Annotated in this window: 24 protein-coding genes and 4 tRNA genes; 7 read left to right on the top strand and 21 right to left on the bottom strand. The window is 44.6% G+C overall.

Features of this window, described 5'->3' with window-relative positions:
* The first annotated feature begins 61 nt into the window (after window positions 1-61).
* A complete protein-coding gene (locus tag A4G13_RS07870; protein ID WP_090656662.1) occupies window positions 62-1,006 on the top strand; it encodes a DUF1848 domain-containing protein in 945 nt (314 codons plus the stop codon).
* A 191-nt stretch (window positions 1,007-1,197) separates the two neighbouring features.
* Here the strand turns inward: A4G13_RS07870 and A4G13_RS07875 are convergent, their stop codons facing one another.
* From A4G13_RS07875 to A4G13_RS07900, 6 genes are all read right to left on the bottom strand, one after another.
* Complete coding sequence (locus tag A4G13_RS07875; RefSeq protein WP_243739730.1) at window positions 1,198-2,274, bottom strand: carboxymuconolactone decarboxylase family protein; 1,077 nt, start codon at window positions 2,272-2,274, stop codon at window positions 1,198-1,200.
* A 20-nt stretch (window positions 2,275-2,294) separates the two neighbouring features.
* Window positions 2,295-2,663 (bottom strand): DUF2255 family protein, encoded by a 369-nt coding sequence (locus A4G13_RS07880; protein ID WP_090656665.1) that lies wholly within the window; start codon window positions 2,661-2,663, stop codon window positions 2,295-2,297.
* A gap of 33 nt (window positions 2,664-2,696) precedes the next feature.
* Window positions 2,697-3,743, bottom strand: coding sequence for an alpha/beta hydrolase (locus A4G13_RS07885; protein ID WP_090656668.1), 1,047 nt, complete (start codon window positions 3,741-3,743; stop codon window positions 2,697-2,699).
* A 55-nt stretch (window positions 3,744-3,798) separates the two neighbouring features.
* Window positions 3,799-4,389 carry an NAD(P)H-dependent oxidoreductase gene (locus A4G13_RS07890; RefSeq protein WP_165898029.1) on the bottom strand — a complete coding sequence of 197 codons (591 nt, stop codon included), beginning with the start codon at window positions 4,387-4,389 and terminating at the stop codon, window positions 3,799-3,801.
* 86 nt (window positions 4,390-4,475) lie between these two features.
* Entirely contained in the window at window positions 4,476-5,225 is a 750-nt protein-coding gene (locus tag A4G13_RS07895; protein ID WP_090656674.1) for an SDR family oxidoreductase, read from the bottom strand.
* Window positions 5,226-5,480: 255 nt separating this feature from the next.
* Window positions 5,481-6,275 (bottom strand): SDR family NAD(P)-dependent oxidoreductase, encoded by a 795-nt coding sequence (locus A4G13_RS07900; RefSeq protein WP_165898030.1) that lies wholly within the window; start codon window positions 6,273-6,275, stop codon window positions 5,481-5,483.
* Window positions 6,276-6,486: 211 nt separating this feature from the next.
* Here A4G13_RS07900 and A4G13_RS07905 point away from each other — a divergent pair, with 211 nt between their 5' ends.
* The gene (locus tag A4G13_RS07905; RefSeq protein ID WP_041640273.1) at window positions 6,487-7,377 is read left to right on the top strand and encodes a LysR family transcriptional regulator; all 891 of its coding nucleotides are present in this window, start codon (window positions 6,487-6,489) and stop codon (window positions 7,375-7,377) included.
* A 107-nt stretch (window positions 7,378-7,484) separates the two neighbouring features.
* Here the strand turns inward: A4G13_RS07905 and A4G13_RS07910 are convergent, their stop codons facing one another.
* The 5 genes from A4G13_RS07910 to A4G13_RS07930 all read right to left on the bottom strand — a co-directional run bounded on the left by A4G13_RS07910 (window position 7,485) and on the right by A4G13_RS07930 (window position 13,096).
* On the bottom strand, window positions 7,485-8,117 hold the full coding sequence (locus tag A4G13_RS07910) for a tellurite resistance TerB family protein (RefSeq protein ID WP_090656681.1): 633 nt from the start codon (window positions 8,115-8,117) through the stop codon (window positions 7,485-7,487).
* Window positions 8,118-8,245: 128 nt separating this feature from the next.
* Window positions 8,246-9,925, bottom strand: coding sequence for a fructose-specific PTS transporter subunit EIIC (locus A4G13_RS07915; protein WP_090656686.1), 1,680 nt, complete (start codon window positions 9,923-9,925; stop codon window positions 8,246-8,248).
* A gap of 4 nt (window positions 9,926-9,929) precedes the next feature.
* On the bottom strand, window positions 9,930-10,871 hold the full coding sequence (fruK, locus tag A4G13_RS07920) for a 1-phosphofructokinase (RefSeq protein WP_090656689.1): 942 nt from the start codon (window positions 10,869-10,871) through the stop codon (window positions 9,930-9,932).
* Between the two features lie 3 nt (window positions 10,872-10,874).
* Complete coding sequence (gene fruB, locus A4G13_RS07925) at window positions 10,875-12,383, bottom strand: fused PTS fructose transporter subunit IIA/HPr protein (RefSeq protein ID WP_090656691.1); 1,509 nt, start codon at window positions 12,381-12,383, stop codon at window positions 10,875-10,877.
* 203 nt (window positions 12,384-12,586) lie between these two features.
* Window positions 12,587-13,096, bottom strand: a complete 510-nt coding sequence (locus A4G13_RS07930; RefSeq protein WP_041640275.1) for a hypothetical protein — start codon at window positions 13,094-13,096, stop codon at window positions 12,587-12,589.
* A gap of 205 nt (window positions 13,097-13,301) precedes the next feature.
* On the opposite strand from A4G13_RS07930, the gene glpE reads away from it, so the two are divergent.
* Window positions 13,302-13,622: a thiosulfate sulfurtransferase GlpE gene (gene glpE, locus A4G13_RS07935; protein ID WP_165898052.1), complete on the top strand. Its 321-nt coding sequence runs from the start codon at window positions 13,302-13,304 to the stop codon at window positions 13,620-13,622.
* A 20-nt stretch (window positions 13,623-13,642) separates the two neighbouring features.
* Here the strand turns inward: glpE and A4G13_RS07940 are convergent, their stop codons facing one another.
* Window positions 13,643-13,966, bottom strand: a complete 324-nt coding sequence (locus tag A4G13_RS07940; RefSeq protein ID WP_050738265.1) for a DUF5389 family protein — start codon at window positions 13,964-13,966, stop codon at window positions 13,643-13,645.
* A 65-nt stretch (window positions 13,967-14,031) separates the two neighbouring features.
* Between A4G13_RS07940 and A4G13_RS07945 the strand changes: the two genes are divergently transcribed.
* A complete protein-coding gene (locus tag A4G13_RS07945) occupies window positions 14,032-14,907 on the top strand; it encodes a rhomboid family intramembrane serine protease (protein ID WP_090656696.1) in 876 nt (291 codons plus the stop codon).
* A gap of 40 nt (window positions 14,908-14,947) precedes the next feature.
* Window positions 14,948-15,706, top strand: a complete 759-nt coding sequence (locus A4G13_RS07950) for a DeoR/GlpR family transcriptional regulator (protein WP_090656699.1) — start codon at window positions 14,948-14,950, stop codon at window positions 15,704-15,706.
* Between the two features lie 171 nt (window positions 15,707-15,877).
* Here the strand turns inward: A4G13_RS07950 and tuf are convergent, their stop codons facing one another.
* The 5 genes from tuf to A4G13_RS07975 form a co-directional block, all read right to left on the bottom strand.
* Window positions 15,878-17,062, bottom strand: a complete 1,185-nt coding sequence (gene tuf / locus A4G13_RS07955; protein ID WP_011199348.1) for an elongation factor Tu — start codon at window positions 17,060-17,062, stop codon at window positions 15,878-15,880.
* A 121-nt stretch (window positions 17,063-17,183) separates the two neighbouring features.
* A tRNA-Thr gene (locus A4G13_RS07960) sits at window positions 17,184-17,259 on the bottom strand.
* Between the two features lie 3 nt (window positions 17,260-17,262).
* Window positions 17,263-17,337, bottom strand: a tRNA-Gly gene (locus A4G13_RS07965).
* A gap of 49 nt (window positions 17,338-17,386) precedes the next feature.
* Window positions 17,387-17,471, bottom strand: a tRNA-Tyr gene (locus A4G13_RS07970).
* A 27-nt stretch (window positions 17,472-17,498) separates the two neighbouring features.
* Window positions 17,499-17,574 (bottom strand) — tRNA-Thr (locus A4G13_RS07975).
* A 217-nt stretch (window positions 17,575-17,791) separates the two neighbouring features.
* On the opposite strand from A4G13_RS07975, the gene coaA reads away from it, so the two are divergent.
* A complete protein-coding gene (gene coaA, locus A4G13_RS07980; RefSeq protein ID WP_424945105.1) occupies window positions 17,792-18,745 on the top strand; it encodes a type I pantothenate kinase in 954 nt (317 codons plus the stop codon).
* A gap of 106 nt (window positions 18,746-18,851) precedes the next feature.
* Here the strand turns inward: coaA and A4G13_RS07985 are convergent, their stop codons facing one another.
* On the bottom strand, window positions 18,852-19,241 hold the full coding sequence (locus A4G13_RS07985) for a RidA family protein (protein WP_090655643.1): 390 nt from the start codon (window positions 19,239-19,241) through the stop codon (window positions 18,852-18,854).
* A gap of 119 nt (window positions 19,242-19,360) precedes the next feature.
* On the bottom strand, window positions 19,361-21,985 hold the full coding sequence (gene adhE / locus A4G13_RS07990) for a bifunctional acetaldehyde-CoA/alcohol dehydrogenase (RefSeq protein WP_090655646.1): 2,625 nt from the start codon (window positions 21,983-21,985) through the stop codon (window positions 19,361-19,363).
* Window positions 21,986-22,371: 386 nt separating this feature from the next.
* Between adhE and A4G13_RS07995 the strand changes: the two genes are divergently transcribed.
* Complete coding sequence (locus A4G13_RS07995) at window positions 22,372-23,724, top strand: patatin-like phospholipase family protein (protein ID WP_090655649.1); 1,353 nt, start codon at window positions 22,372-22,374, stop codon at window positions 23,722-23,724.
* Here A4G13_RS07995 and A4G13_RS08000 read toward each other — a convergent pair.
* Together A4G13_RS08000 and A4G13_RS08005 are read right to left on the bottom strand one after the other, a co-directional pair.
* A complete protein-coding gene (locus A4G13_RS08000) occupies window positions 23,716-24,309 on the bottom strand; it encodes an aminotransferase class IV family protein (protein ID WP_090655652.1) in 594 nt (197 codons plus the stop codon). The two genes, A4G13_RS07995 and A4G13_RS08000, sit on opposite strands and share 9 nt — an antisense overlap.
* An 8-nt stretch (window positions 24,310-24,317) precedes the next feature.
* On the bottom strand, window positions 24,318-25,301 hold the full coding sequence (locus tag A4G13_RS08005) for an aminodeoxychorismate synthase component I (protein ID WP_090655654.1): 984 nt from the start codon (window positions 25,299-25,301) through the stop codon (window positions 24,318-24,320).
* Between the last annotated feature and the right edge of the window lie 9 nt (window positions 25,302-25,310).

The following is a 25,310-nucleotide window of genomic DNA, read 5'->3' on the forward strand; positions in this document are numbered from 1 at the left end:
CGGTCGTTTTTAGGCAAGTTTTTGTAAAAAAAACAACCGCTTGCATTCACAAAGGAAAACTATGATTATCAACACAGGCGGGCGCACGGACACGGTGCATTATTATTCGAAGTGGTTACTCAAACGCTTTGAAGAAGGCTATGTGCTGTCGCGTAATCCGCTGTTCCCGAATAAAGTTACCCGTTATGAATTGACTCCGGATAAAGTGGATTGCGTGGTGTTTTGTTCAAAGAATTACCGTCCAATTTTGCCGGATTTGCACAAAATCACCGATCGTTTTAACACCTATTTTCATTACACTATCACTGCCTACGGCAAAGATATTGAGCCGGGCGTGCAGACCATTGAGAAAAGTGTTGAAACTCTGAAGCGGTTGGCAGACATTGTGGGTAAACAACGCATTGCCTGGCGTTATGATCCGGTGTTACTAACCGAAAAATATACTATCGAACGTCATTTGGAAACTTTTGATTATCTCGCTCGCGAGCTCACACCTTATGTGGATCGTTGCATTTTTAGTTTTGTGGAAATGTATAAAAAATTAGCGGTGAATATGCCCGAAATTATTTTGCTCACGGATGAAGATAAACACCGTTTAGCAAAAGCTATGGGCGAAATTGCGCAACGTTACGGTTTATATCTACAAACTTGCGCGACCGAAGGCGATTTTTCCGCTTACGGCATTCACGGCTCGGGTTGTATGACGCTTGATATTATCGGGCGTGCCAACGGCGTGAATTTTAAATCGCTTAAACATAAAGGCAACCGACAACATTGCGGTTGTGTGGAAAGTCGTGACATTGGTGCTTACGACAGTTGTCCCAGCGGTTGCAAATATTGTTATGCCAATAAAAGCCCCGCCAAAGCCCGTGCGATGCAGCAATATCACGATCCCGATTCGCCCTTATTGCTTGGACATTTGCGTGAAACCGATGTTGTCACACAAAGCACACAAAAGAGCTTTCTTGCCCCGCAGCAAATGGATTTAATTGGATTGTGGGGATAATTTAAACAAGCCATAATTCCACCACCATCTGAAATTCCTTAGAGTTTCCCTTACAATTCGGATAGAACTCCACTCTAAGGGAATGACAAAATGCTAACCTAGGGTATACGTACCCTAGATCGTTTAAGAAAAACCAAGCGGTCGAATTCTGGAAAAACTTTGCTAAACCCGACCGCACTTTTCTATTTCATCTATTTCAACTTCGCATATTCCTCGTCGGACACCCGTTCCGCCCATTCATTACTGGTGTTTTCCCCTTCAATTTCTACGGCTAGATGTTGGAACCAGGAGTCTTTGGCTGCGCCGTGCCAGTGTTTGACATTGGCGGGGATATGTACCACATCGCCCGGTTTGAGTTCTTGTGCCGGTTTGCCCCATTCCTGATAATAGCCGCGTCCTGCGGTGACGATTAGCATTTGTCCGCCGCCTTTGGTGGCGTGATGGATATGCCAGTCGTTGCGGCAACTTGGCTCAAAGGTTACGTTGAACATTTTTACCTGTTCGGTAGAAACCGGATAAAGATAGCTTTTGCCGGTGAAATATTGCGCGTAGGCATCATTCGGTTCGCCGATGGGGAATTGGCTGAGTTGTGGCAAGCCAGACGGTTGAATGGCTTTGATGGCTGCGATTTGTTCGTCGTTTACGCCGTTTTTCTTGCTGATACCGATATGTGCGTTAAGCTGGCTTTCCACACCTTGCAAATGGCTTAATGCGCCGACTGTCACGATTTCGCGCTCTTGCCAGTTAAGCAGATCGCTGGCAAAAATATCGCCGAATAAATGGGTTTTTAAATAGCGGTCAATTTCCGGTGATAGTGCCGAAATATCCACTTTTTGTCCAGTGAGTTCGGTTTGGGTTTGGCTGCCGAGTGCCAGAATATCGGTGTTTGCCGGCAATGGGGTGGCGGTTTTGCCCTGTTCGCTTTTTAAGCCTTTTGCTTCACGTTCTTTTACCGTTTCAGCTAAGGCGTTTAAGGCATTTAAGCTGCGCGGAAAGCCGGTATAAGCATAAAGTTGCACCATAGCGTCTTTAATTTCGTTTACGCTTAAACCGCTATCCAACGCCTGATTGACTGCGGTTTTCAAACTGTCTATATCGCCGGTTGCGGTAAAGGCACCGATTTGTGCCAGACTAAGTTGGCGTGCTGAAAGTGTCATTTGCTTTACTCCTTGAGTGGTTTGTGCGGCGGATTGCGTGTCAGCGGCAAACATTGTCGTTGGCAGAGAAAGCGCGCTTGCTATAAAAAGAATTTTGCTCAGTTTTTTCATCGCTTTCACCCTTTGTATCGTTAGCGCGGAATAACCTCCACCGTCGCCGCACGGCTGCCGGCGCTTATCATATGGCTCATATATCGGCTTGAGCTATATTTGGTGCGGTAAGCGTCGTCGATTTTTTGGTTCAACGCTTCATCTTTAATCGGTTCGAATTTCACCTCTAACACCTGACCTATGGCGTGAATTTTGCCGGCTTTTTGCGCAAGGGCGGATTGATACCAGCGGGAATTGGTGCCGTAATAGGCGCGCACGAATAAACGCCCGTCCACCGCCACTTCCCAAATCCAGGTCGGGGTGCCGGTGCTGGTCATATCCGGATGAAATGGGGCGATTTTCAGATCGTCCGCTTGACAGATTTGCTTTAATGTATTGCTATCCCACATTTTTTTCTCCTTCTCTAAACAGAGGAATTATTACTATTTTGCCAACATTTGTTGGATCGCATTGGTGCGCGCCAGCTTGTAAGCCAGCGTTTGCGACGCATTCGGGTTGAATATTTCAAAGGCGTGATAAACACCGGAAACCAGCTGTAAATCCGTCGGCACGCCCGCTTGTACCAGGCGGTTGGCATAATCCATATCTTCATTGGCAAATAGATCCAAGCTACCTACCATCATATAGGTAGGCGGTAAACCGGCGAGATCCGTGGCGGTTGCCGCCGAATAGTAAGGCATTTCCGCTTGCGCAATAGTTTGCCCGCCGCGCAAAGTCTCCCAGCCGATACGGTTAAATTCCGCCGTCCACACATAGCCGCCGGTATAAGGTGTGTTGTACAGGCTTTGAGGGGTGCCGGTGCGATAATCCAGCATCGGATAAATTAAGACCTGTCCCGCCAGTTTGAACTCGCCTTTATCGCGCACTTTCAGTGCTAAACGAGCCGCCAGCCCGCCGCCGGCACTCTCGCCCATAATCACCACTTTATTGGTGTCGGCATTGAGTTTTTGCCCGTTCTTAAACAGATAGGCCAAGCCGTGATAAGCGTCATCAATATCGGCAGGGTAAGGCGTTTGGCTTGCCAAGCGGTATTCCACACTGACCACCACCGCCTTATTGAGATCCGCCAGCTCCGCCAACGCTGCATTGTTTTGGCGGGCATTGCCGAATAAGTAACCGCCGCCGTGCATAAAATAGATCACCGGCAATTTTTCATTTTTTGCTGTTGCCGGACGGTAAATGTAGAGATCTACCGCCGGTTGCGCCTCTTGCGCCGGTGCGGTAATTTTCTCATTCGGTTGCACCGCTGATTGCTCAGCCGCCTGTAAAAACGCCGCGTTTAATTCGGCAAGCTTGGCTTTGTCCTGCAATTGTTCTGGAGTGAAGCGCACGCTTTCCAGCAAACTCAAATCACGAAATTCCGATGCTAGCAGAGGATAGGACGGATGATTTTTGCCTCCATCGGCGGCGACATTCAACGCCACTCCGAGGCTTAACAAAAGTGCGGTTAGTTTTAGCAAGATTTTCATAAATTACTCCTGCGGTTTAATTTAGGGATTGGGGTGAGATTTAGCCCACCATCTATCACTGCGTAAGCCGTTCAATCAACTGCTGTTGATAATTCGCTAATTCACTGCTTCTGACGCCTTGAAACACCAACGGCGGTAAATAGGTCATACCGCAATGCAGGGCGCTGGCTTTCATTGGTAGGAACACATCCGCCAGCTCTACGCCGACTCGCCCGTTTTTGCCATAGGTTTCGTTTCCGCCCGCGGCAGTGGAAACCACCAACATTTCTTTGCCCTGCCACAAGCCCGGTCCGACGCTGCCCCAAGTCTCATTCAGATAGGCTTTCATCATCGGCGTGATATTGAACCAGTGGGTTGGGAAGATAAAGACCACGCGGTCGTGGGCGCGCATAATGCGGCGTTCCTCATCGCCTTTAACGGCGCGGGTATCAAAGCCGTAAATGGTTTCCAGATTACGCACCGTCACGCCTTCCACGGTTTCCGCTGCCTGTTGTAAGCCTTTGATAAAGGTGGAACTTTCGGGATAGGGATGGGAAACAATCACCAAAGTCTTTTTGCTCGGCGTTTTCGCCTGCGCACGACCAAAAGGCATAGCGGCTGCGGCGGCAAGAGCCGCGCCCGCTTTCAGTAAATTTCTACGGTTCATATATTCCTCTCCTAAGGTGGAGTATCTACATTTGCAAAATGTTGATAAAAAACGACCGCTTGTATGGCGACAAACGGTCAGAAACATTACCAAGGCTGAGTGGTCGGTCCGATGGTGAACTCACTCACATTGGTGTCATCCGGTTGGCTTAAGGCAAAAGCAACTACGTTAGCAACGCGCTCCGCCGGAATCTCATAGGTATCGTAAAGTTGGCGATAGCCCTGAGAGGTTGCATCATCAGTAATACCCGCCACCAATTCAGACTGTACCGCCGCAGGATAAATGGTCGCGGTGCGAATATTGGTGCCCGCTTGCGCGCTTTCCATTCTCAAGCCTTCCATAATCGCTTTGACCGCCCATTTGGTACCGCAATATACCGTACCGCCGGGATACACTTTCAAACCCGCCACGGAAGATGTCGCCAATACGTGCCCTGATTTCTGCGCTTCAAAGGTCGGCAACACTGCCGCAATCCCGTTCAACACGCCTTTGATATTGACGTCGATCATACGATTCCAGTTATCGGTTTCCAATGCGGAAAGCGGTGCGCTCGGCATCAAACCGGCATTTAAGAAAATCGCATCCACTTTACCGAAGGCGGATTTCGCCAATTCGACCAAGGCTTGGTTGTCTTCGGGTTTCACCACATCGGTAACCCGATATACCGCTTCACCGCCTTTGGCTTTAATATTGTCGGCAATGGCTTTTAATTGCGCTTCACGACGCGCCGCCAGCACGATTTTCGCCCCCTGTTCCGCTAATTTATAAGCGGTCGCTTCGCCGATACCGGAGGACGCACCGGTGATGATAACGACTTTACCTTGAATATTGTTCATAATCCGTTTCCTCTTTGTGTGATAATCAGTTTGAGTATACGCCCGTTTTTTATTCGTTTGTATTATGAATTTCCGAATTCACTATTAGGTAGAAACGAATAATTTACAGGATTGATATAAATATCATAACGCGGTCTTAAATTCCCAAAAATGAATAAAATCAGAAAACAGAATTCCGGAAAGTGAGATTATGAGAATATGCTTTTGCAAGTGGTAGGGTAGGAATCCTACACCTTTAAACATTCCACAATCATTTTAAATAACTGTGAATGCCGCTTGTTGAGCGGAATCTTCACTATCTCGACGATAATGGGAATCCGGCTGTTTATTGAAAAAATATCCGCCGCTGGTTTGTGCGGCGGGATCGGTTCCCTCCGCAAGCCAGACCAAGGTTTCATAGGCTTGACGTAGCGGATCAGGCGCGCTGCCGCCGCTCATTTTAGTCCCGACCCAGCCCGGATGCATCGCATTGACCCGCACCTTCGACCAACGCACCGCCAAACTTTTCGCCAAGGTCAGCAGCTGCAGTTTGCTGTCGCTGTATCCTACATTTCCCGCATTGAATGCGTCTAAGCGGAGTTCGCCGCCGTTGTGCATATTGGAGCTGACATAAATCAGAGTTTGCGGTTGAGTGATTTTTGCCGTCAATACGTAAGGCGCAAGCAAATTGATCTGGAAAATGTTTTCGCCGCGGTAAACGCCGGCATTGTGAATAATTACATCAAACCGTCCGAGGGCATTGACTTGAGCGGCAATTTTGTCCACTTCATCGGGTTTTGCCAAATCGCCGATAACCACATGCTTTATTTCGGGTAAATCCCGTTTCACATCAGCGGCACGTTTGGCGTCTCTGGCATGCGCCACCACTTCGTAACCTTTTGCCAACAGCATTTTAGCCGTCAGCTCGCCGATACCGGCGGAAGAACCGGTAATAAAAATCCGTTTTGCCGGTTTCGGATTGAGCGGACGGATATGTTTCTCAATATATTCCATTTCCGCCGCCACTTCTTCGGTGTTGTAGCTGCCCACACCGTATTTTGTCTGTGCCATAGTTACCTCTGTGAGAATCAGCCCGCTAAACAGGGTCAGGATTATTTTTTTGAACATGATTTTACCTATTGTGTTGCCGGAATTTGCAGTATAACGACATTCAATGTAACAAAATATGCAGTTTTATTCTATCACTGTGCCGAAGATTGCATTTTCATATTTATTCCATAAAATGAAGACAGCCAAATCATTTATTCCGGAGAATGAGATTATGAACCGATTAGACGCCCTTAAATATTTTATTGTAGCGGCGGAAACGCTGAGTTTTAAATCGACGGCAAGCCGGTTTTCGGTGTCCCCTCAGGTGATTACAAGGGTAATTTCCGAGTTGGAAGGAGAGTTGGGCGAACAGTTGTTTAAACGCAATACCCGAGCTATTCGGATAACGGATTTCGGTAGTCGGTTTTTAGCCGATGCCATTGCTTTTTTACAGCAGGAAGAGCGGTTATTCGGCGGCGTAAAAACTGCGGAAGAGAGCCTTTCCGGCTTAGTGCGGATTACGTTACCGCCTTCCGATTATGCGGATAAAATTTTATTGCGATTGCTAACCGCACTTGCGCCCTATCCGGATATTCAGATTGACTGGCGCACGGATTTCGATACGCTCAAAGCGGTGGATGACCAAATTGATATCGGTATTCGCATCAGCCGCACGCCCGAAGATCATTGGGTGGCGAAAAAGATTACTGACCTACAAGAGCCTATCGTGGCAGCACCAAGTCTTATCGCTAAAACCGGATTGCCAAAAGACGTTTTTGATTTAGCCGCCAATTTTCCGGTAGGCTATATTTTAAATCCTAAGACCGGCAAAGTATGGGACTGGATGATGGGTGAACAACCCATAATTCTAACTAAGCCGACGGTTATCACCAGCGATATTAAAAGCTTGTTACCGGCGGTCTTATCCGGCAGGATTTTCGCGCCGATAATGTATCATGACTGTAAATCCTATCTTGATTCCGGCGAGTTACAAGTAGTCTTCTCTAATGAGGAAACCTTGATTTGGGGAATTTACCTCTACCGTCCTTATCAAACCATTACTCCCAAACGGGTGTTGCTGGTATTTGAGTTATTGGAGAAAATTTTAGAAGAAGGGTTTTAATAGAAGAAGTTAGAACAGGCATTTTCGAAACGTCTTGCAAATGCAAAAGTGCGGTAAAAAAAATCGTTATTTTTGACCGCACTTTTGCACATCGCGGAATGATTAAATCAGAAACCCGCCTGTTTTTCTAACTGTTCTACAAGCGCTTCATCTAACCCCAACGCTTGCGCTAAATTTGCTAAGAAAACAATTTCTTTGCGTGCTAAATCGGCGCAAACCATTCTTGCCGCCAGATACACCTGTGATGCTAATGCCTGATTATCACCCACTTGTTGGGCGATTTCCCGCACTGTTGCCGGTTGATACATTTCTTGCCGAATCCACTGCTGTACTTCCGCATCATCGCCGGCCTGGCTTAAAATCGCTTGTTGTTCCCGGTCGGAAATTGCGCCGTCTGCAGCCGCCGCCGCAATCATTGCCTGCAAAATCACTTTGCTGAGCTCTGCCGATTGTTGTACGCTTTGGGTAAATTCCGTTTCAGTAACCGGTACAACTTGGCTTTGTTTATGTTGATAATCCTGGTAAGCCTGATAAGCAAGGCTGCCTAATGCGGCAAGCGAGCCTAATTTTGCAAGCCCCGCCCCGCCGGTACGCCCGAAAATCATCGAAAGCACGCCGATAGCCGCTGCACCGCCACCGATTTTTGCCACTTTATCCGTTGTGCTATTGCCGCTTGCCGTTTTCTTAACGGTTTCCTGAGCGGCACTTAAAACTTGATTTAAAATTGCATTGAAATCCATATTGTTCCTCCTGTGCTATGAACACTTCTTTTGTCTGCCAATTTTTCTATTAGTTCGGGCAAAGCGGAATACTTATAGAAAAAGCCTTTGTTTTGAGATAAACAAAGGCTTTATGCTTGATTAGGAAATTATTCCGCAGCTTGTTTCGGTTTGATAATTGCGTAAAGAACGCCGGTTGTTAAGGCGCCTACGGCAATCGCGCCCAAATACATTAACGGTTGCGACACAAACGGAATCACGAATAAACCGCCGTGAGGCGCTTGCAGCGTAATGGCAAGGCTCATAGAAATTGCGCCGGCAATGGCTCCGCCAATTACACTTGAAACAATCACGCGTACAGGGTCGGCGGCAACAAACGGTAACGCACCTTCGGAAATAAAGCATAAACCTAGTACGAATGAAGCTTTACCCGCATCACGTTGGCTTGCGTTAAATTTAGCGCGCGCAATCCAGGTGGCAATCGCCATTCCTAAAGGCGGTACCATACCCGCAGCCATTACCGCAGCCATCGGCGTATAAACCTGTGAACCAATCATACCCGTACCGAATACATAAGCGGCTTTGTTTACCGGACCGCCCATATCGATACACATCATACCGCCAAGAATCGCACCCAACACCAGCGCGTTTGCCGAGCCCAAACCTTTTAACCATTCGGTTAGCGCATTCATTGCCGCAGCAACCGGCGGATTTAATAAATAAATCATTGCCAGGCCGACGATCGCCGAACCTAATAAAGGCAGAATTAAAATCGGTTTTAACGAAGTTAAACTGGCTGGCAGTTGAATGGCATCATTCAGGAATTTCACTACATAACCGGCAAGAAAACCCGCGATAATACCGCCCAAAATACCGGCACCGGCGGATGTGGCAAGCATACCGCCGATAAGACCTACGGCTAAACCCGGACGGTCTGCAATAGAGAATGCAACATAACCTGCAAATACGGCAATCATTAAGTGGAACGCCGCACCGCCGCCGATATCCATTAATGCTTTCGGCAAGCCGCCTGCGATGTTTTCGTCTTTAAACGCCTCAATACCGAACATAAACGAAATAGCAATCAATAAACCGCCGGCAACGACAAGCGGTAACATATGGGAAACCCCGGTCATAAGATGTTTATATACACCTTTTTTCTCGCCTGAAGTTTGTGTTTCTGTGGCGGTTGTAGTTTCTTCACCCTGATAAATCGTCGCTTCTTTAAAGGCTTTATCAAATTCCTGTGCGGTTTTCTTCAATGCTAAGCCCGTTGAAGTACGATACATCGGTTTTCCTTTGAATTTGCTTAAATCCACATTAATATCCGTAGCGATAAAGACTAAATCGGCCGCCGCCACATCTTCCGCAGAAATAATATTGTTCGCACCGACTTGACCTCTGGTTTCCACTTTTACATTCCAACCTTGCTGTTGGCAGTAGGTTGTAATCGCCTCGGCAGACATAAAGGTGTGTGCCACCCCGGTCGGACAAGCGGTAACCGCCACGATATTTTTCATACCGGAAGCAGTTGCGGGTTGCACGTCCTGTTGCGCCGGTTGAACATAATCCACAGCCTCGGTTAATGCCTGCGCGACGGTATTTTCAGGCGCATTCAACGCTTGTTCTTCATCCGCCAAATACACTTTTTTACCTAAAAGTGCGGTCAAATTCGGCAAAGTTTTACCGAAAACAATCGCTAAATCCGCTTGTTCGGCATTTTCTACCAGTTGATGATTTTGTTGTTTTACTGCGGCAGCCAAAACCTGGCGCAATAAAAACGCTTTTGCGCGACCTAAATTTGGTGATTGCGTAAGAAAAATATTCATCGGCTTATCCTTCAATCGTTGTGATTTTTACATTTGCTAAGATTGGGTCGAGCAACTTGCGATCACTGACACCTACGTTACTTTGTGAAACGGCGAAGGCAGATACCGCACTTGCAAACGCCAATGTTTCTTGTTGAGATAAATTATTTACAAAACCATAAATTAAACCTGCGACCATCGAATCGCCGGCACCGACTGTGCTTACTACGTTTTCACATTTCGGCGGCTGAGCCAAAATCACGCCGTTATCACTTAGCCATAATGAGCCGTTTGCGCCCATGGAAATAATAACATTGGCTATCCCTTGTGCTTTTAATTGTTTTGCGGCGTCAATGATGTCTTTCAAAGTCGATAACTCATGGCCGACCCAGGCTTCTAATTCGCGGTGATTCGGTTTCACTAACCAAGGATTTGCTTTAAGACCTGCTGTTAATGCGGCATTACTACTATCTAGTACGACTTTTACACCCGCTTGATGTAATTGGCTTAACCAGCTTTGAAACATATCCGCCGTTACGCCGCGGGGCAAACTGCCACACACGGCAACGATGTCGAATTCTTTACAATAAGCGAGAGAATCTGCGGTAAATTTCCGCCAATCCTGTTCACTGATTTGATAACCAAGAAAATTCAAATCCGTTACATCCGCGTCCGTTTCGGTGATTTTTACGTTTATTCGGGTTTTACCGGCAACCCGCTGGAATTTATCCTGCAAACCTTGTTGTTGGAATAAATGCTCGAAATCGCCTACGTTATCTTCACCGAGAAAACCACCGACCGCGACTTCAACGTCTAAGTCATTTAACACCTTAGCCACATTGATACCTTTACCGGCAGGGAATAAACCGAGGGTTTCCACCGTATTCACTTCGCCCAACTCAATGCGTTTTAAACGCCCGACCAAATCATAGGCGGCGTTTAATGTGATTGTTGCCACTTTTGCCATTGTTTATTCTCCTAAACCTGCCGCGATTGCCGCACCGATACCGTCAATCGCTTGTTGCGCTTCTTCACCGGTGGCGACAAAATGCAGACGAGAACCTTTTGTCGCCCCTAATGCAACGATTTTCATCATGCTTTTAGCGCTCACTAACCCACCGTCGCGATCTAAATTACGAACCGCCACCGACGCATTATATTTTTTAACTTCATTCACTAAAGTCGCCGCAGGACGAGCATGCAGACCGTTTTCATTATTAATCACAAAAACCGCTTCGATACTGTCGGATTTTGGTTGCTCAACTTCCGGTGTCGCCGGGTTAGCGACTTCAATAGTATCCGGTTCTGCCGGCGGAACGGCGGAAACAGGCTCACCCAAGCCCGCCGCAATTTCTTTAGCGATGGCTTCAATCGCCTGCTGTGCCTGCGCACCTTCGGCAACAAAACGCAAACGGTGACCTTGAGTTACTCCTAAGGCAACCACCTTCATTAAACTTTTCGCACTCACTGCCGCTGTACCGCGGGTAATATTTTCCACCGTGATTTTTGCATCAAACTTTTTAACTAAGTTAACCAGATTCGCACAAGGACGCGCGTGTAAGCCGTTTTCATTGCGTAGCGTAAATGTGCCGATTACCGTACCGGCAGCCGGCACCGCTTGTGTCGTTACTTGTTCGGCAGTTACCGCTTGTTCCGCCTGTATGCCGTTCAATGCGGCAATAATTTGCTCCGCATTACCGGCAAGCAAAGTTTGTTGTACTTGTTCACTTAATAAGCGGGCAAGGGTTTCATTTACCGCATCGTCTTTCGCTGAAACGGTTACAACCCCTTGCACATTTTTACCGTTAACCGAAAAAGCGTTCTTTGCACGACTAAAAGCCAGCGCGTTCTTAAGGTTGCCTAGCGGGCTGTCAGTCACCCATAATCCGTTACCCAAAGGTAACGCAGGGCTGGCAATTACATCGGAAACAAAGGAATTTTCTACCGCACTTTGTTGCTCCAATTTACCGGCATTAATCGCCACAAGGGTTAATAAACTTTGAGTATCTACATCTAAGCTGATATTTTCCGTTTTAACCGCAAATTCATCATCTTCGCCCATTAAAATCGCGCGGAATTTTTTCGCATCCTGTAAGGTTGCTAATTTCGCCGCCGTATCTTCCTCACCTAATACGTGCGTTAATTGGCGCAATAACGCCAAATGCTCATCAGAACGGGCGGCAATGCCAATCACAACATAAGCGATATTACCATCTCCCCACTCAATACCTTGCGGGAACTGGAATATTTGCACGCCGGTATTTTTTACCATATTACGGGTTTCTAACGTACCGTGGGGAATAGCAATCCCGTTGCCTAAAAATGTTGAGGTCTGTAATTCACGACCCAACATACCTTGTAAGTAACCGCTTTCTACATAACCGGCCTGCTCCAACGCTTTCGCCGCTAATTCGATAGCCTGCTCTTTATTGCCAGCCTGAGCTGATAAATGAATGTTGTTTTCAGGTAAATTAAACATTCTGTATCCTTATTTGATTTAGGTTATTTGAAGCCCGATAAAATACCGAAGATTTTCATAAGCCGCAGCTTGCAAAAACGTTTCAGTTTTTATGTTCTAAAAGAAAGAGAATTGATAAATTATCACGAATAATAAAAAAATGAGCAAGCTCACAATGACATAAAAAGTCAAAAGTTTGAACTTGCTCACAGTTTCAATATAAATTATTTACAAAGGTTTAATAATTCTTCACTACCTTTTGTAATATATTCGTCATTTTCGCCGCGAACCTTACCTTTGCGTAAATCAATTACCGCATCGTAAATACCTTGGGTCATACTTTGGGTGTCTACTTTAGACCAACAAGTTGCGCTTAAACGGCTAAAGTTAGTCTGCAAATCCGCTGCAAAAATCACACCGCTGTAATAGGCGTGCAATTTGCTGTCTAATCCGCTACCCAATCTTGCGCGAATTTGTTCCGTCGGCACTAAAATGCGCCCTAAATACCAGTCGTTTGCGCCGCTGGCAAAGGAATTCACGTCGTAATCTTCGGTAATGCGTCCATTATAGGATTGAACCGTCGAAGCATAAGCCACCGCATAAGATTTTTGATCGATTTTGTCTTTATCAAGATTAATAACGGGTTTGTCATTGCCCATAAACGGTACGTAAGAAGATAAAGAACAAGCCGATAACATTGCCAGCATAGCAATAAAAGATAGTTTTTTTAACATAAGCGCCCTTTTAGTTAAGAAAATAGCCTCGTTCATTATACTGTGAGTTGAATATATGCCAAATAGTTTTCGCATTTTGATCGGAAAAGCAATAAAAGTGCGGTCAAAAACGGTAAAAAATATTGAGATAATCTTGTCGGCGCATTTACCATTTTATAAAACGTTGCTATATTAGCGCTCATACCTTACAAAATTACTCGGAATTATTATGTTTAAAGAAATTACCCCTCAACAGGCCTGGCAATTAATGATCGAAGAAAACGCAACCTTAGTGGATATCCGCGACGAACAACGCTTTACTTATAGCCATGCAAAGGGCGCATTTCATTTAACCGACCAAAGCTACGGCAAGTTTCAAATACAATGTGATTTCGATGATCCCGTTATTGTCAGCTGCTATCATGGTATCAGTAGTAGAAATGTCGCCGCTTTTTTAGTCGAGCAGGGATACGACAACATATATAGCATAATTGGCGGCTTTGAAGGCTGGCAACGAGCGGGGTTACCTATTGAAACGGCATATTAGATCGGCAGGTCTTTAATAAATTATCCGCTAAACCCTACCCTAGCCACATAAAATAAAATTCCGTAAAAAATTACCGCACTTGTCATTAACAGACGTTTTGCCGATTTAGGGCTCCCTTGATGCAACTTATAGCAAATACGAGCCATAACCGCCAATAATAAAGGATACAGCCAGAGAAACATCGACATAGACATGCTTTGTTGCTGGCTTAATGCCGGATTTTTTTCTAAATTAGTGGAAACCAGCAACGCTAAAGGCCACAGAAAAACCGGTAAACAAAACGCGGCAATCGCCCAGCTGAATTTGCTAAACCCTTCCGGCATGGAATCTTGTTGATTATCCATTGTATTCTTCCCCATTTCGTTGCTATCCCTTACAATAAATAAAATTCAGATTAGGAATATATCAAATGCAGTTACTGTTTAGAAGCGAAATTCCAAGCTTTGCCTGGCAATTTCGCGATTACATTCGTAAAAAATATCAAATTGAACTCATTTTACAGCAAGAAAAAACCGATATGCGGCAAAACGTTATTGCCGTATATCTTTCGGGAAATAGCGAGCAAACCGCGGCCATTTTACAGGATCTTGCAGAATTTCATCGTAATCCTTTTGATGAACGTTACGAACGGGCAAGTTGGGAAACCGGTGATGTGTCAAGCGGCTCACATTCATTAAAAGAGCTTGCGGAAAACTCAAGCCAAGGAATTAAGCAACAGTTGCTCAAAACAGGCCCCGTCACTTTATTAATTACGCTTATTTGTATTATTGTATATGGTTTTGAAATCAGCGGCATGGCTGAACAAATTATGCAATTTGCGCATTTTCCTTATGAATTCGGCGAAAATCAGCAAATTTGGCGTTATTTCACCCATAGTTTAGTTCACCTTTCATCTATGCATATTACTTTTAATCTTGTTTGGTGGTGGATTTTCGGCGGCGCAATCGAACGCTATTTTGGCAGCACAAAATTAATCATAATCTATGTTTTAGCCGCATTCGCAACAGGCGTTACCCAGAATTTTGCCTCCGGACCTCATTTTTTCGGTTTATCCGGGGTAGTATATGCCGTATTAGGTTATGTTTTTGTTGCAGATAAATTTAGTCCGAATAACCGATTTAACCTGCCTTCGGGTTTCTTCAATGTTTTAATCATAGGGATTGCACTCGGTTTTGTAACCCCGTTGATTGGCTTTAAAATGGGTAATACCGCTCATATCACAGGGTTGATAGTTGGACTAATTCTTGCTTTTTTACAAGAAAAAATCGGCAAAAAAAGTAAATAGAGGGTACAATGGCCTTGTCTTTTATTTCTAGAGGAACATTATGAAACAGTCTATTCGCCATCAAAAAATTGTTGAACTTGTTAAGCTTCAAGGCTACATCAGCACGGATGAATTGGTTACACTACTCAATGTTAGCCCGCAAACCATCCGTCGCGATCTCAATGAACTGGCGGAAAACAACCTCATTCGCCGCCATCACGGTGGTGCGGCATCACCCTCAAGTGCGGAAAACAGCGATTATTCCGAACGTAAGCTATTCTTCTCATTGGAAAAAAATCATATCGCTCAAGCGGTTTCCCGCCTAATTCCAAACGGTTCCTCGCTGTTTATTGATATTGGGACGACATCCGAAGCGGTGGCAAATGCATTGCTAAGCCATCAAAACTTACGCATCGTTACCAACAATCTCAATGCCGCTCATATTCTAATGAAAAATGACACCTTTAAAATCACTGTTGCCGGCGGCTCGTTACGTCAAGACGGCGGAATCATTGGAGAAGCCACGGTAAACTTTATCTCCCAATTTCGCTTGGATTACGGTATTTTAGGCATTAGCAGTATTGATCTTGACGGTTCGTTGTTGGATTATGACTATCATGAAGTGCAAGTAAAACGAGCTATTATGGAAAGCTCCCGCGAAACAGTATTAGTTACGGATCATTCAAAATTTTCACGTCAAGCCATTGTGAAGTTGGCTTCCGTCACCGATGTGGACTATTTATTTACCGACCAAGAACCGCCTAAATCCATTATGGAATTAATCCATAACAGCTCGGTAGAATTAAGAGTATGTAAATAACCGCTCAAGTGCCGAAATAAAACCGATAAAAAAGTGCGGTAGAAAATTTCAAATTTTTCACCGCACTTTTGCATTTATTTTCTGAAAAAAATAAGACTTCACAAAAATAAAATTTATGCCGTAAAAAAAGGGACTCTTTCGAGCCCCTTTTCAGATTTGCCGTTACATCAATTATTTGATGATTTTCGCAACAACACCCGCACCTACTGTACGGCCGCCTTCACGGATTGCAAAACGTAAACCTTGGTCCATCGCAATCGGGTGGATTAAGCTTACGGTCATTTTGATGTTATCGCCAGGCATTACCATTTCCACGCCTTCAGGTAATTCGATTGTACCTGTTACGTCCGTTGTACGGAAGTAGAATTGTGGACGGTAGCCTTTGAAGAACGGAGTATGACGACCGCCTTCTTCTTTTGATAATACGTAAACTTCTGATTCGAAGTCTGTGTGTGGTGTGATTGAACCCGGTTTCGCTAATACTTGACCACGTTCGATTTCTTCACGTTTAGTACCGCGTAATAATGCACCGATGTTTTCACCCGCACGACCTTCGTCGAGTAATTTACGGAACATTTCAACACCTGTTACCGTTGTTTTCGCCGTTTCTTTGATACCAACGATTTCTACTTCGTCACCCGTACGGATGATTCCGCGCTCTACACGACCTGTTACTACCGTACCACGACCTGAGATTGAGAATACGTCTTCAATCGGTAATAAGAACGGTTGGTCAATCGCACGTTCCGGTTCCGGAATGTATGTATCCAATGCGTTTGCTAACTCAAGGATTTTTTCTTCCCATTGCGCTTCGCCTTCTAACGCTTTTAACGCTGAACCGCGGATGATTGGTGTATCGTCACCCGGGAAATCGTATTGAGAAAGAAGTTCGCGAACTTCCATTTCTACTAATTCTAATAACTCTTCGTCATCTACCATGTCGCATTTGTTTAAGAATACGATGATGTATGGTACGCCTACTTGGCGACCTAATAAGATGTGCTCACGAGTTTGCGGCATTGGGCCGTCTGTCGCCGCTACTACTAAGATTGCGCCGTCCATTTGCGCCGCACCGGTGATCATGTTTTTAACATAGTCCGCGTGTCCCGGGCAGTCTACGTGTGCGTAGTGACGGGTCGGCGTATCGTATTCAACGTGTGAAGTGTTGATGGTGATACCGCGCGCTTTTTCTTCCGGCGCGTTATCGATTTGGTCGAATGCGCGAGCCGCACCACCGTAGTGTTTTGATAATACGGTAGTGATTGCCGCTGTTAAAGTTGTTTTACCATGGTCAACGTGGCCGATTGTACCCACGTTTACGTGCGGTTTTGTACGTTCAAATTTTTCTTTAGACATTGAGAGTCCCTCTAAACAAACACGGTTATCGATGGTTCAATAATACCACATTAACCAAATGTAGAAAATTAAATATTAACCTGGTTTGAGGGAAAGATTGGAATTTGGAAACTTAAGTGAATGGTGCTGATAGGCGGATTTGAACCGCCGACCTCACCCTTACCAAGGGTGCGCTCTACCAACTGAGCTATATCAGCGCTTGGAGCGGGCAGCGGGAATCGAACCCGCATCATTAGCTTGGAAGGCTAAGGTAATAGCCATTATACGATGCCCGCTGTTCTAAATTCGTCTGTCCCATCAAATCTGGATACTTCCATTAACGAATGGTGGAGGGAGAAGGATTCGAACCTTCGAAGGCTGAGCCGGCAGATTTACAGTCTGCTCCCTTTGGCCGCTCGGGAATCCCTCCACGATAATGAAGACTTGAAAATGAGAATGGTGCCGACTATCGGAATCGAACTGATGACCTACTGATTACAAGTCAGTTGCTCTACCTACTGAGCTAAGTCGGCATCTCATAAGCAAGTGAGGCGTATTATAGGGAAAATTTTATGACTGACAAGTGTTTTTTTGAAAAAAAATACTTTTTTTTTGTTGTCAGGCTAATATTCAGACAAAAACAACGGTTTTTGCCACCTTTTTAACCATTTTTTATATATTTTTCTGCATAAAAAATTTTTCTATTGTATATTCACAGTAATTTTTACTTTCTTAACATTAGAATGAGCCGTGAACATAGAAAGCCAATCGTCAGTTTCAGAGAAATTCAGCCCGTTTTTGACATTTACCCGTAAACAATGGGCGGAATTGCGGAAATCCGTGCCTTTAAAACTGACAGAACAAGATTTAAAGCCTTTACTCGGTTTTAACGAAGAATTATCGTTGGAAGAAGTCAGCACCATTTACCTGCCTCTTGCGCGTTTAATTAATTATTATATTGAAGAAAATTTACGTCGCCAGACCGTAATGAACCGTTTTCTCGGCAATACCAACGCCAATGTACCTTATATTATCAGTATTGCCGGCAGCGTTTCGGTCGGGAAAAGCACTTCCGCGCGTATTTTGCAGTCTTTACTGTCTAACTGGCCTGAAAATCGCAAAGTGGATTTGATTACTACCGACGGTTTTCTCTATCCTTTAGAAAAATTAAAAAAAGAAAATTTATTGCATAAAAAAGGCTTCCCCGTTTCTTACGATACGCCCAAATTAATCAAATTTCTGGCGGACGTAAAATCCGGCAAACCGAACGTGTCGGCGCCGATTTATTCGCATTTGACCTATGATATTATCCCCAATAAATTTAACAAGGTAGATCGCCCGGATATTCTTATATTGGAAGGTTTAAACGTATTACAAACCGGTTCGCGCAAAGCGGAACAGACTTTTGTCTCCGATTTTGTTGATTTTTCCGTTTATGTGGACGCCGATGAAGCCTTATTAAAGGAATGGTATATTCGCCGCTTTTTGAAATTCCGTGAAAGCGCGTTTACCGATCCGAATTCCTATTTTAAAGATTATGCGAAACTCTCTAAAGAAGAAGCGGTTGAAACCGCCGCCAATATTTGGAATACCATTAACGGCTTAAATTTACGGCAAAATATTTTGCCGACCCGTGAACGGGCAAATTTAATCTTGCGTAAAGGCGCCGATCATGCGGTGCAAGAAGTGAAGTTGCGCAAATAAATCATCAAATAGCAAAAAGGCATGGTCAATAAAACTATGCCTTTTCTTTTACAAAAAGAACGGATTTTTGACCGCACTTTTGTGTAAATAAACGCTTGACCCAGCCTTATTTGCGCACCGCAATAGCTTCAATTTCCAAGCCGACGTCTTTCGGTAAACGCGCCACTTCAACGCATGAGCGAGCAGGGAAATTCGGATGGTCATTCTCTTTGAAAAAACGTTCGTATTCCGCATTTACGGTGGCAAAATCGTTTAAATCCTTAACAAAAACCGTAGTTTTTACAATATCCGCCACGGTTAACCCTGCCTGTTCGATAATAGCTTTAACGTTTTCTAAAGATTGGCGGACTTGTGCGCTAATATCCGCCGGCACTTCACCGGTTGCCGGATTCACCGGAATTTGCCCCGAAGTCAGCACTAAATTGCCTAAATCTACCGCTTGAACATAAGGACCGATTGCTGCGGGCGCGTTTTCTGTATGAATAGTTGTTGCCATAATTGTTTCCTTTAATATCAATAAATCCTGTTGATTTTACCCTTTAGACGGATAAAAACAATCAAAAAAATACCGCACTTTTAGAAAAAGTGCGGTACGATTTTTAAGAATTTTACAAATTAGTATTTGCTTTCATCATAACCATAGTAGGCGTTAGTGAGAATTTCTTCCATGTCCGCCACAATCGGTAATCGCGGATTTGCCGGCGAACATTGGTCTTCATAGGCAAGCAATGCAATTTCATGGCGGGCGTCCATCCAGGCCTGCTCTTCCAGTCCCTGTTCTTTGAAGGACATTTTAATACCGCAACGTACCGCTAAATCGTAAACCGCTTTGGCATAAGATTTCACCCCCTCTTCCGCGGTCGCCGCAGGTAAGCCTAATAAACGGGCGATATCCTGATATTTTTCGTCCGCTTTGTAATAGTTGTATTTCGGCCATGTGGCGGTTTTCGTCGGTTTAGTACCGTTATAACGGATCACATGCGGCATTAAGATCGCATTAGTACGCCCGTGAGGCGTATGGAAATGGCCGCCAAGTTTATGCGCAAGGGAATGATTCATACCTAAGAATGCATTGGCAAACGCCATACCCGCAATGGTGGACGCATTATGCATCTTTTCTCTTGCCTCCGGATCATTTTCTTTTACGGATTTTTCCAAATACCGGAATACCAGTTTAATCGCCTGTAAAGCAAGACCGTCGGTATAATCGTTGGCCAGTACGGAAACATAAGCTTCGGTGGCATGGGTTAATACGTCTAATCCCGTATCCGCCGCTACATGGGCAGGTACCGTCATAACTAATGCCGGATCCACTAAAGCGATAGTCGGCGTTAGCGAATAGTCCGCAATCGGATATTTTTTGTTACCTTCGGTAATCACCGCAAACGGGGTCACTTCCGAACCCGTACCGGATGTGGTCGGAATGCCGATATAGCGGGCTTTTTTTCCCAATGACGGGAATTTAAAGGCACGTTTACGAATATCCATGAATTTTTGAACCAAATCACGGAAGTCAATTTCCGGTTGTTCATAGAATAACCACATCACTTTTGCCGCATCCATGGCGGAACCGCCGCCAAGCGCGATAATAGTGTCCGGTTTGAAATTACGGATTAAATCCACACCGCGGCGCACGGTTTGAATGCTCGGATCCGGTTCTACATCGGCAAATAACTGGTAAGAAACCGGATCGCGACGGGATTCCAACTGATGGGCGATTTTTTGTACAAACCCAAGATCCACCATAGTGCGGTCGGTTACGATAACTACTCGCCGCATATCCGGTACGGATTGTAAATATTGAATTGAATCCCGTTCAAAATAGATTTTTGAAGGTACTTTAAACCATTGCATATTATTTCTCCGTCTTCCCACGCGTTTGATATTTACTAAGTTCATGGCGCTGACATTGTTGCTGACGGAATTTTTGCCGTAAGAACCGCAACCCAGGGTTAATGAAGGCAGGAAGGCGTTATAAACGTCGCCGATACCGCCGAAGGTAGAAGGCGAATTCCAGATAACGCGAATGGCTTTAACGCGCTCGCCGAAGCGTTTGGCAAGCGCCGCATCTTTGGTGTGAATTGCCGCGGAGTGTCCTAAACCGTTAAATTCCACCATGGCTTCGGCAAGCGTTAATCCCTCTTCGGTAGAACGGGATTTTAAAACGGCAAGCACCGGTGATAATTTTTCCCGGGTTAAAGGTTCTTTCGGGCTGACTTCTTTACATTCTGCAGCAAGAATATTGGTTTTTTTCGGCACTTCAAAGCCCGCTTGTTGAGCAATCCAGTATGCGGATTTACCTACCACGTCGGCGTTTAGTTTCGCACCGGCGCAATTTGCACCGTTAGCTTTTACACCGAACATAAATTCTTCCAATAAAGTTTTTTCTTTTTTATTGACGAAATACACACCGTAGGATTTTAATTCATTGACGAATTCCTCATAAATTTCCGCATCGGCAATAGCGGCTTGCTCTGAAGCGCATACCATACCGTTATCAAAGGATTTCGACATCACGATATCGTGAGTTGCCTGTTTAATATCGGCGGATTTTTCCACATAAGCGGGCACATTTCCGGCACCGACTCCCAATGCCGGCTTGCCACATGAATAAGCGGCCTGCACCATAGCGTTACCGCCGGTAGCCAGAATGGTGGCAATGCCCGGGTGATTCATTAACGCATTAGTACCTTCCATAGAAGGTTGTGCAATCCATTGAATACAGTTTTCCGGCGCACCGGCGGCTACTGCGGCATCACGCACGATTTGTGCGGCATGAGCGGAAGACTGTTGGGCGGAAGGGTGGAAAGCGAAAACAATAGGATTGCGGGTTTTTAAAGCGATCAGTGATTTGAAGATAGCCGTGGAAGTAGGATTAGTGGTAGGTGTAATGCCGCAAACCACTCCCACCGGATCGGCAATTTCGGTGATACCTGTGACATCGTCGTCACTGATAATCCCGGCGGTTTTCCAGTGTCGCATTTTGTTCACTACATGTTCACAGGCAAACAGGTTTTTAGTGGCTTTGTCCTCGAACACGCCGCGCCCGGTTTCCTCTAACGCATGTAGCGCCAATGCTCCATGTTGGTCTAAAGCGGCAACAGAAGCTTTCGCTACAATGTAGTCCACCTGTTCCTGATTTAGTTGGCGGAATTGCTCCAGTGCCACTAAACCTTTCTCAACCAGTGAGTTCACCTCCGCTTGAGCGGGGCTTACTGTGTTTTCAACAGCGTTACTCATAATCATTTCTCCTAAAGTTGTTTAATATTTAAATTTGGTTACTGGTGCGAATTTTACTACTTTGGAGTTATGAAATGGGATTAATAATGCGATTAAATTGATTTAAATCAAATAAAAAATTTTAATTTAAAAGGTAATCGGTTTCAAAATAAAATACCAATAAGAATTACCGAGGCTTAGAATTCATAAGAATTTTCTCATGAAAAAATGTTTGTTTATCTTTCTTCATTATTTGAGTACATTAGTCATTTATAAAATTTTCCTTGCATAGAAAAAGCGGTTTGCCTTCTGATAAGATATGAACGCAGGATAAAATTAATATAGTACGATGTAGCATATTATTTTCTTTTTCTATAAATAAAAATTTAGATTTATCCGTTACAACTATGATGCTAAAAAATATTTTCGCCGGTTTGACTGTTTTGTTGTTGTCAGCCTGTACCTTAGTGACTTATCAGCCCGTTGATACCATCAGCCATGTGAACGCCAAGCAAGGGTATCGAATGAGAAATGCCATTCAGCAACCCGACGGCAATTTGATTATTTTAATGTTTTCGGGCGGCGGCAGTCGGGCGGCAAGTTTGGGCTACGGCGTGTTAGAGGGATTTAAAAACGCCGCCGTGCGCCCGACGGCAAAAGGTACAACCCTAATTGATAATGTGGATTTGGTATACGGCGTATCCGGCGGATCCGTATTAGCCACCTATTATTCCCTATACGGGCGGGATGCGGTGCCTAAATTTGAAGAAAACTTCCTGAAAAAAAATTTCCAGCGGGAAATTATCAGTCAGGTTTTCTCCCTTTCCAATTTACCGCGAATAACCTCCCCTCAATTCGGTCGCGGCGACTTATTACAGGAACAGCTGGATCAAACGTTATACAAAGGCGCTACCTTCGGTGATCTTGAGCGAAAACGTAAAGGACCGTTTGTCGTAGTGAGTGCAACGGATATGAATTTAGGACAAAAAATAACCTTTACGCAAGAATTTTTCGACGGTCTTTGTATTGACTTAAGTAAAATGGAAATTTCCCGTGCCGTCGCCGCATCAAGTTCGGTACCGTTGCTGTTCAGCCCGTTGACTTTAAACAACAACGGCGGCAACTGCCATTTCGATATACCGGAATTAATTCAAATCAGCCAAAATATCAGCAATGATGCGCAAAAATCAAAAAATCTGGAAGAATTAAAAAATACCTTGTCTTTATATCAAAACAGCAAAGAACGCCCTTTTATTCATTTGGTGGACGGCGGTTTAACGGATAATTTAGGACTGTCCGGCTTAATTGATATTTATGATGTTGCGGGTCAGGAAGGTATGTACCGGGAAGCGGTAAAGAATCAATTAAAAAACATCATTGTAATCAACGTGAACGCACAAAACGAGGTGAGCAGTGAAATTGATAAAACGGCAAATGTGCCAGGTACAAGAGATGTAATCAACACCATAATCAACGTGCCTATCGATCGCAACAGCCAGGTGAGCCTGCGCCGGTTCCGAGAATTTACCGATGAATGGAATAAATCCATGGCAAACAAACCGCCCAAACAACGCATTAATATGCACTTTGTGAATTTATCGCTGAAAGATTTGCCTGAATCGCAGTTGAAAAAAGAGGTGCTGAATATCAGTACGTCTTTTTATTTACTACATTCGGACGTCAATAAATTAAAACGTTCGGCAAAAATATTACTGCAACAATCTAAAGAATATCAGGACGTGTTGCGCGCTTTACAATGATTCGGAAAACGGATTCATGGCATTAATCAGCCTGATTTCATCAAATTGAGCGATATCCTGTCGTTTGATATTAAGAGTTTGAATTCGCTTTTCAGCAAGCAGTTTTGCCCGTTGCGTACCGTTCAGCAACGGAGCTTCGGGCGTAAACCATTGCTGATTTTTGCGAAATAATAAATTACCGATAGTACAATCCGTGACCAGCCCTTGCTTGATGATAATGATTTCATCATGCTTGCCTTTTTGTCGCAGCAATTCGGCAAAAATCCGGCGGTCGCTGAATTTCAGTCCATAATCGATATAATCGCAAATCACCGGTTGAAAAGAGCGAAACACTTTTCGTTGATAAGCAAAACACTGTAATCGATAGTCTTGATCATTATAGTCAATACGGCAGCGGATCAGCGGCTCACTGCGCTTTAATGTTAAAAGTGCGGTGGATTTTTGCAAAATTTCCTGAAGATTGAAAGGCAATACCTTACGCCCGTAATATTGATGTAACGCCTGTTCATAACGCGTCTGATGATAATCAAGATTTAATATTTCGCCCCGTTCAACGGCAACGGTTTCAAACAATGGGTAATCCATAAAAATTCCTATTCGACACAATGAATCGGCAAATACACTTTTTGGCAGTATTCTTCATATTCTTCCTGCAACCGGCTTTGGCTGGTAATACCACCGCCGCTACGAAAATAAAGCTGCCCGTCTTTTCGCTCAATATAGCGAATCGCCACCGCACTGTTCAGCTCTTCGCCGTTAAAAATACCGAAAATACCGCTGTAATAGCCCCGTTTACCGCCTTCCGCCTGCCGAATAATACTGACGGTTTTTTCTTTCGGCGCACCGCTTATTGAACCCGCCGGTAACAATGCGGCTAATATGGAACCGATACGGCTTTGCCAATCTGCGGTCAAATTTCCTGTAATTTCGGAGCTGGTTTGTAGAATTTCGCCCCGATTAGTTGAAATTTTATCAATATAACGAAAGCGACGTACCCGGATATTTTCCGCTACCATGGCTAAATCATTACGCATAAGATCCACAATAGTATAATGCTCGCGCCGCTCTTTTTCCGACTGCATAAGCTGCTGTTCCGCTTGAGGCAATGCGGCGTCGATTGTGCCTTTCATCGGATAGGTAAAAATCTGATTTTGCCGGATTCGGATAAAAGATTCCGGTGAAAAACACACAAACTGATCCTGCAACAACAATTTATAAGGCGCTTTTGTGGCTTGGAAAATCTGTGCTAAGTTGTAATTAGTATTAATCTTGCTAGGATAGGTTAAATTCAGCAAATAAGAATTGCCTTTTTGTAATTCCTGTTGCACGAGTGCGAACCCCGCGGCATAGCGCTCAAAAGAAACAGGCTCGCTGGAAAACCTTATCTTTTGCCGCGGTAATTCAACGGGTCGGTTAAAATTCGTATTGCCTTCAACAGAAAAAATTATGCCGTTTTCCACCGCACTTTCAAGCGGGCTGATCAAAGGCTTTTGCCGCTCAAAATCAATTAAAAAGAAAAACGCCGTTTTTTGTCGCCCCAATCGGTTGGCTTGTCGGATAAAAGAAGCAAAATTCATATTCTTAAT

Source organism: Basfia succiniciproducens, from assembly GCF_011455875.1.
Classification (GTDB): domain Bacteria; phylum Pseudomonadota; class Gammaproteobacteria; order Enterobacterales; family Pasteurellaceae; genus Basfia; species Basfia succiniciproducens.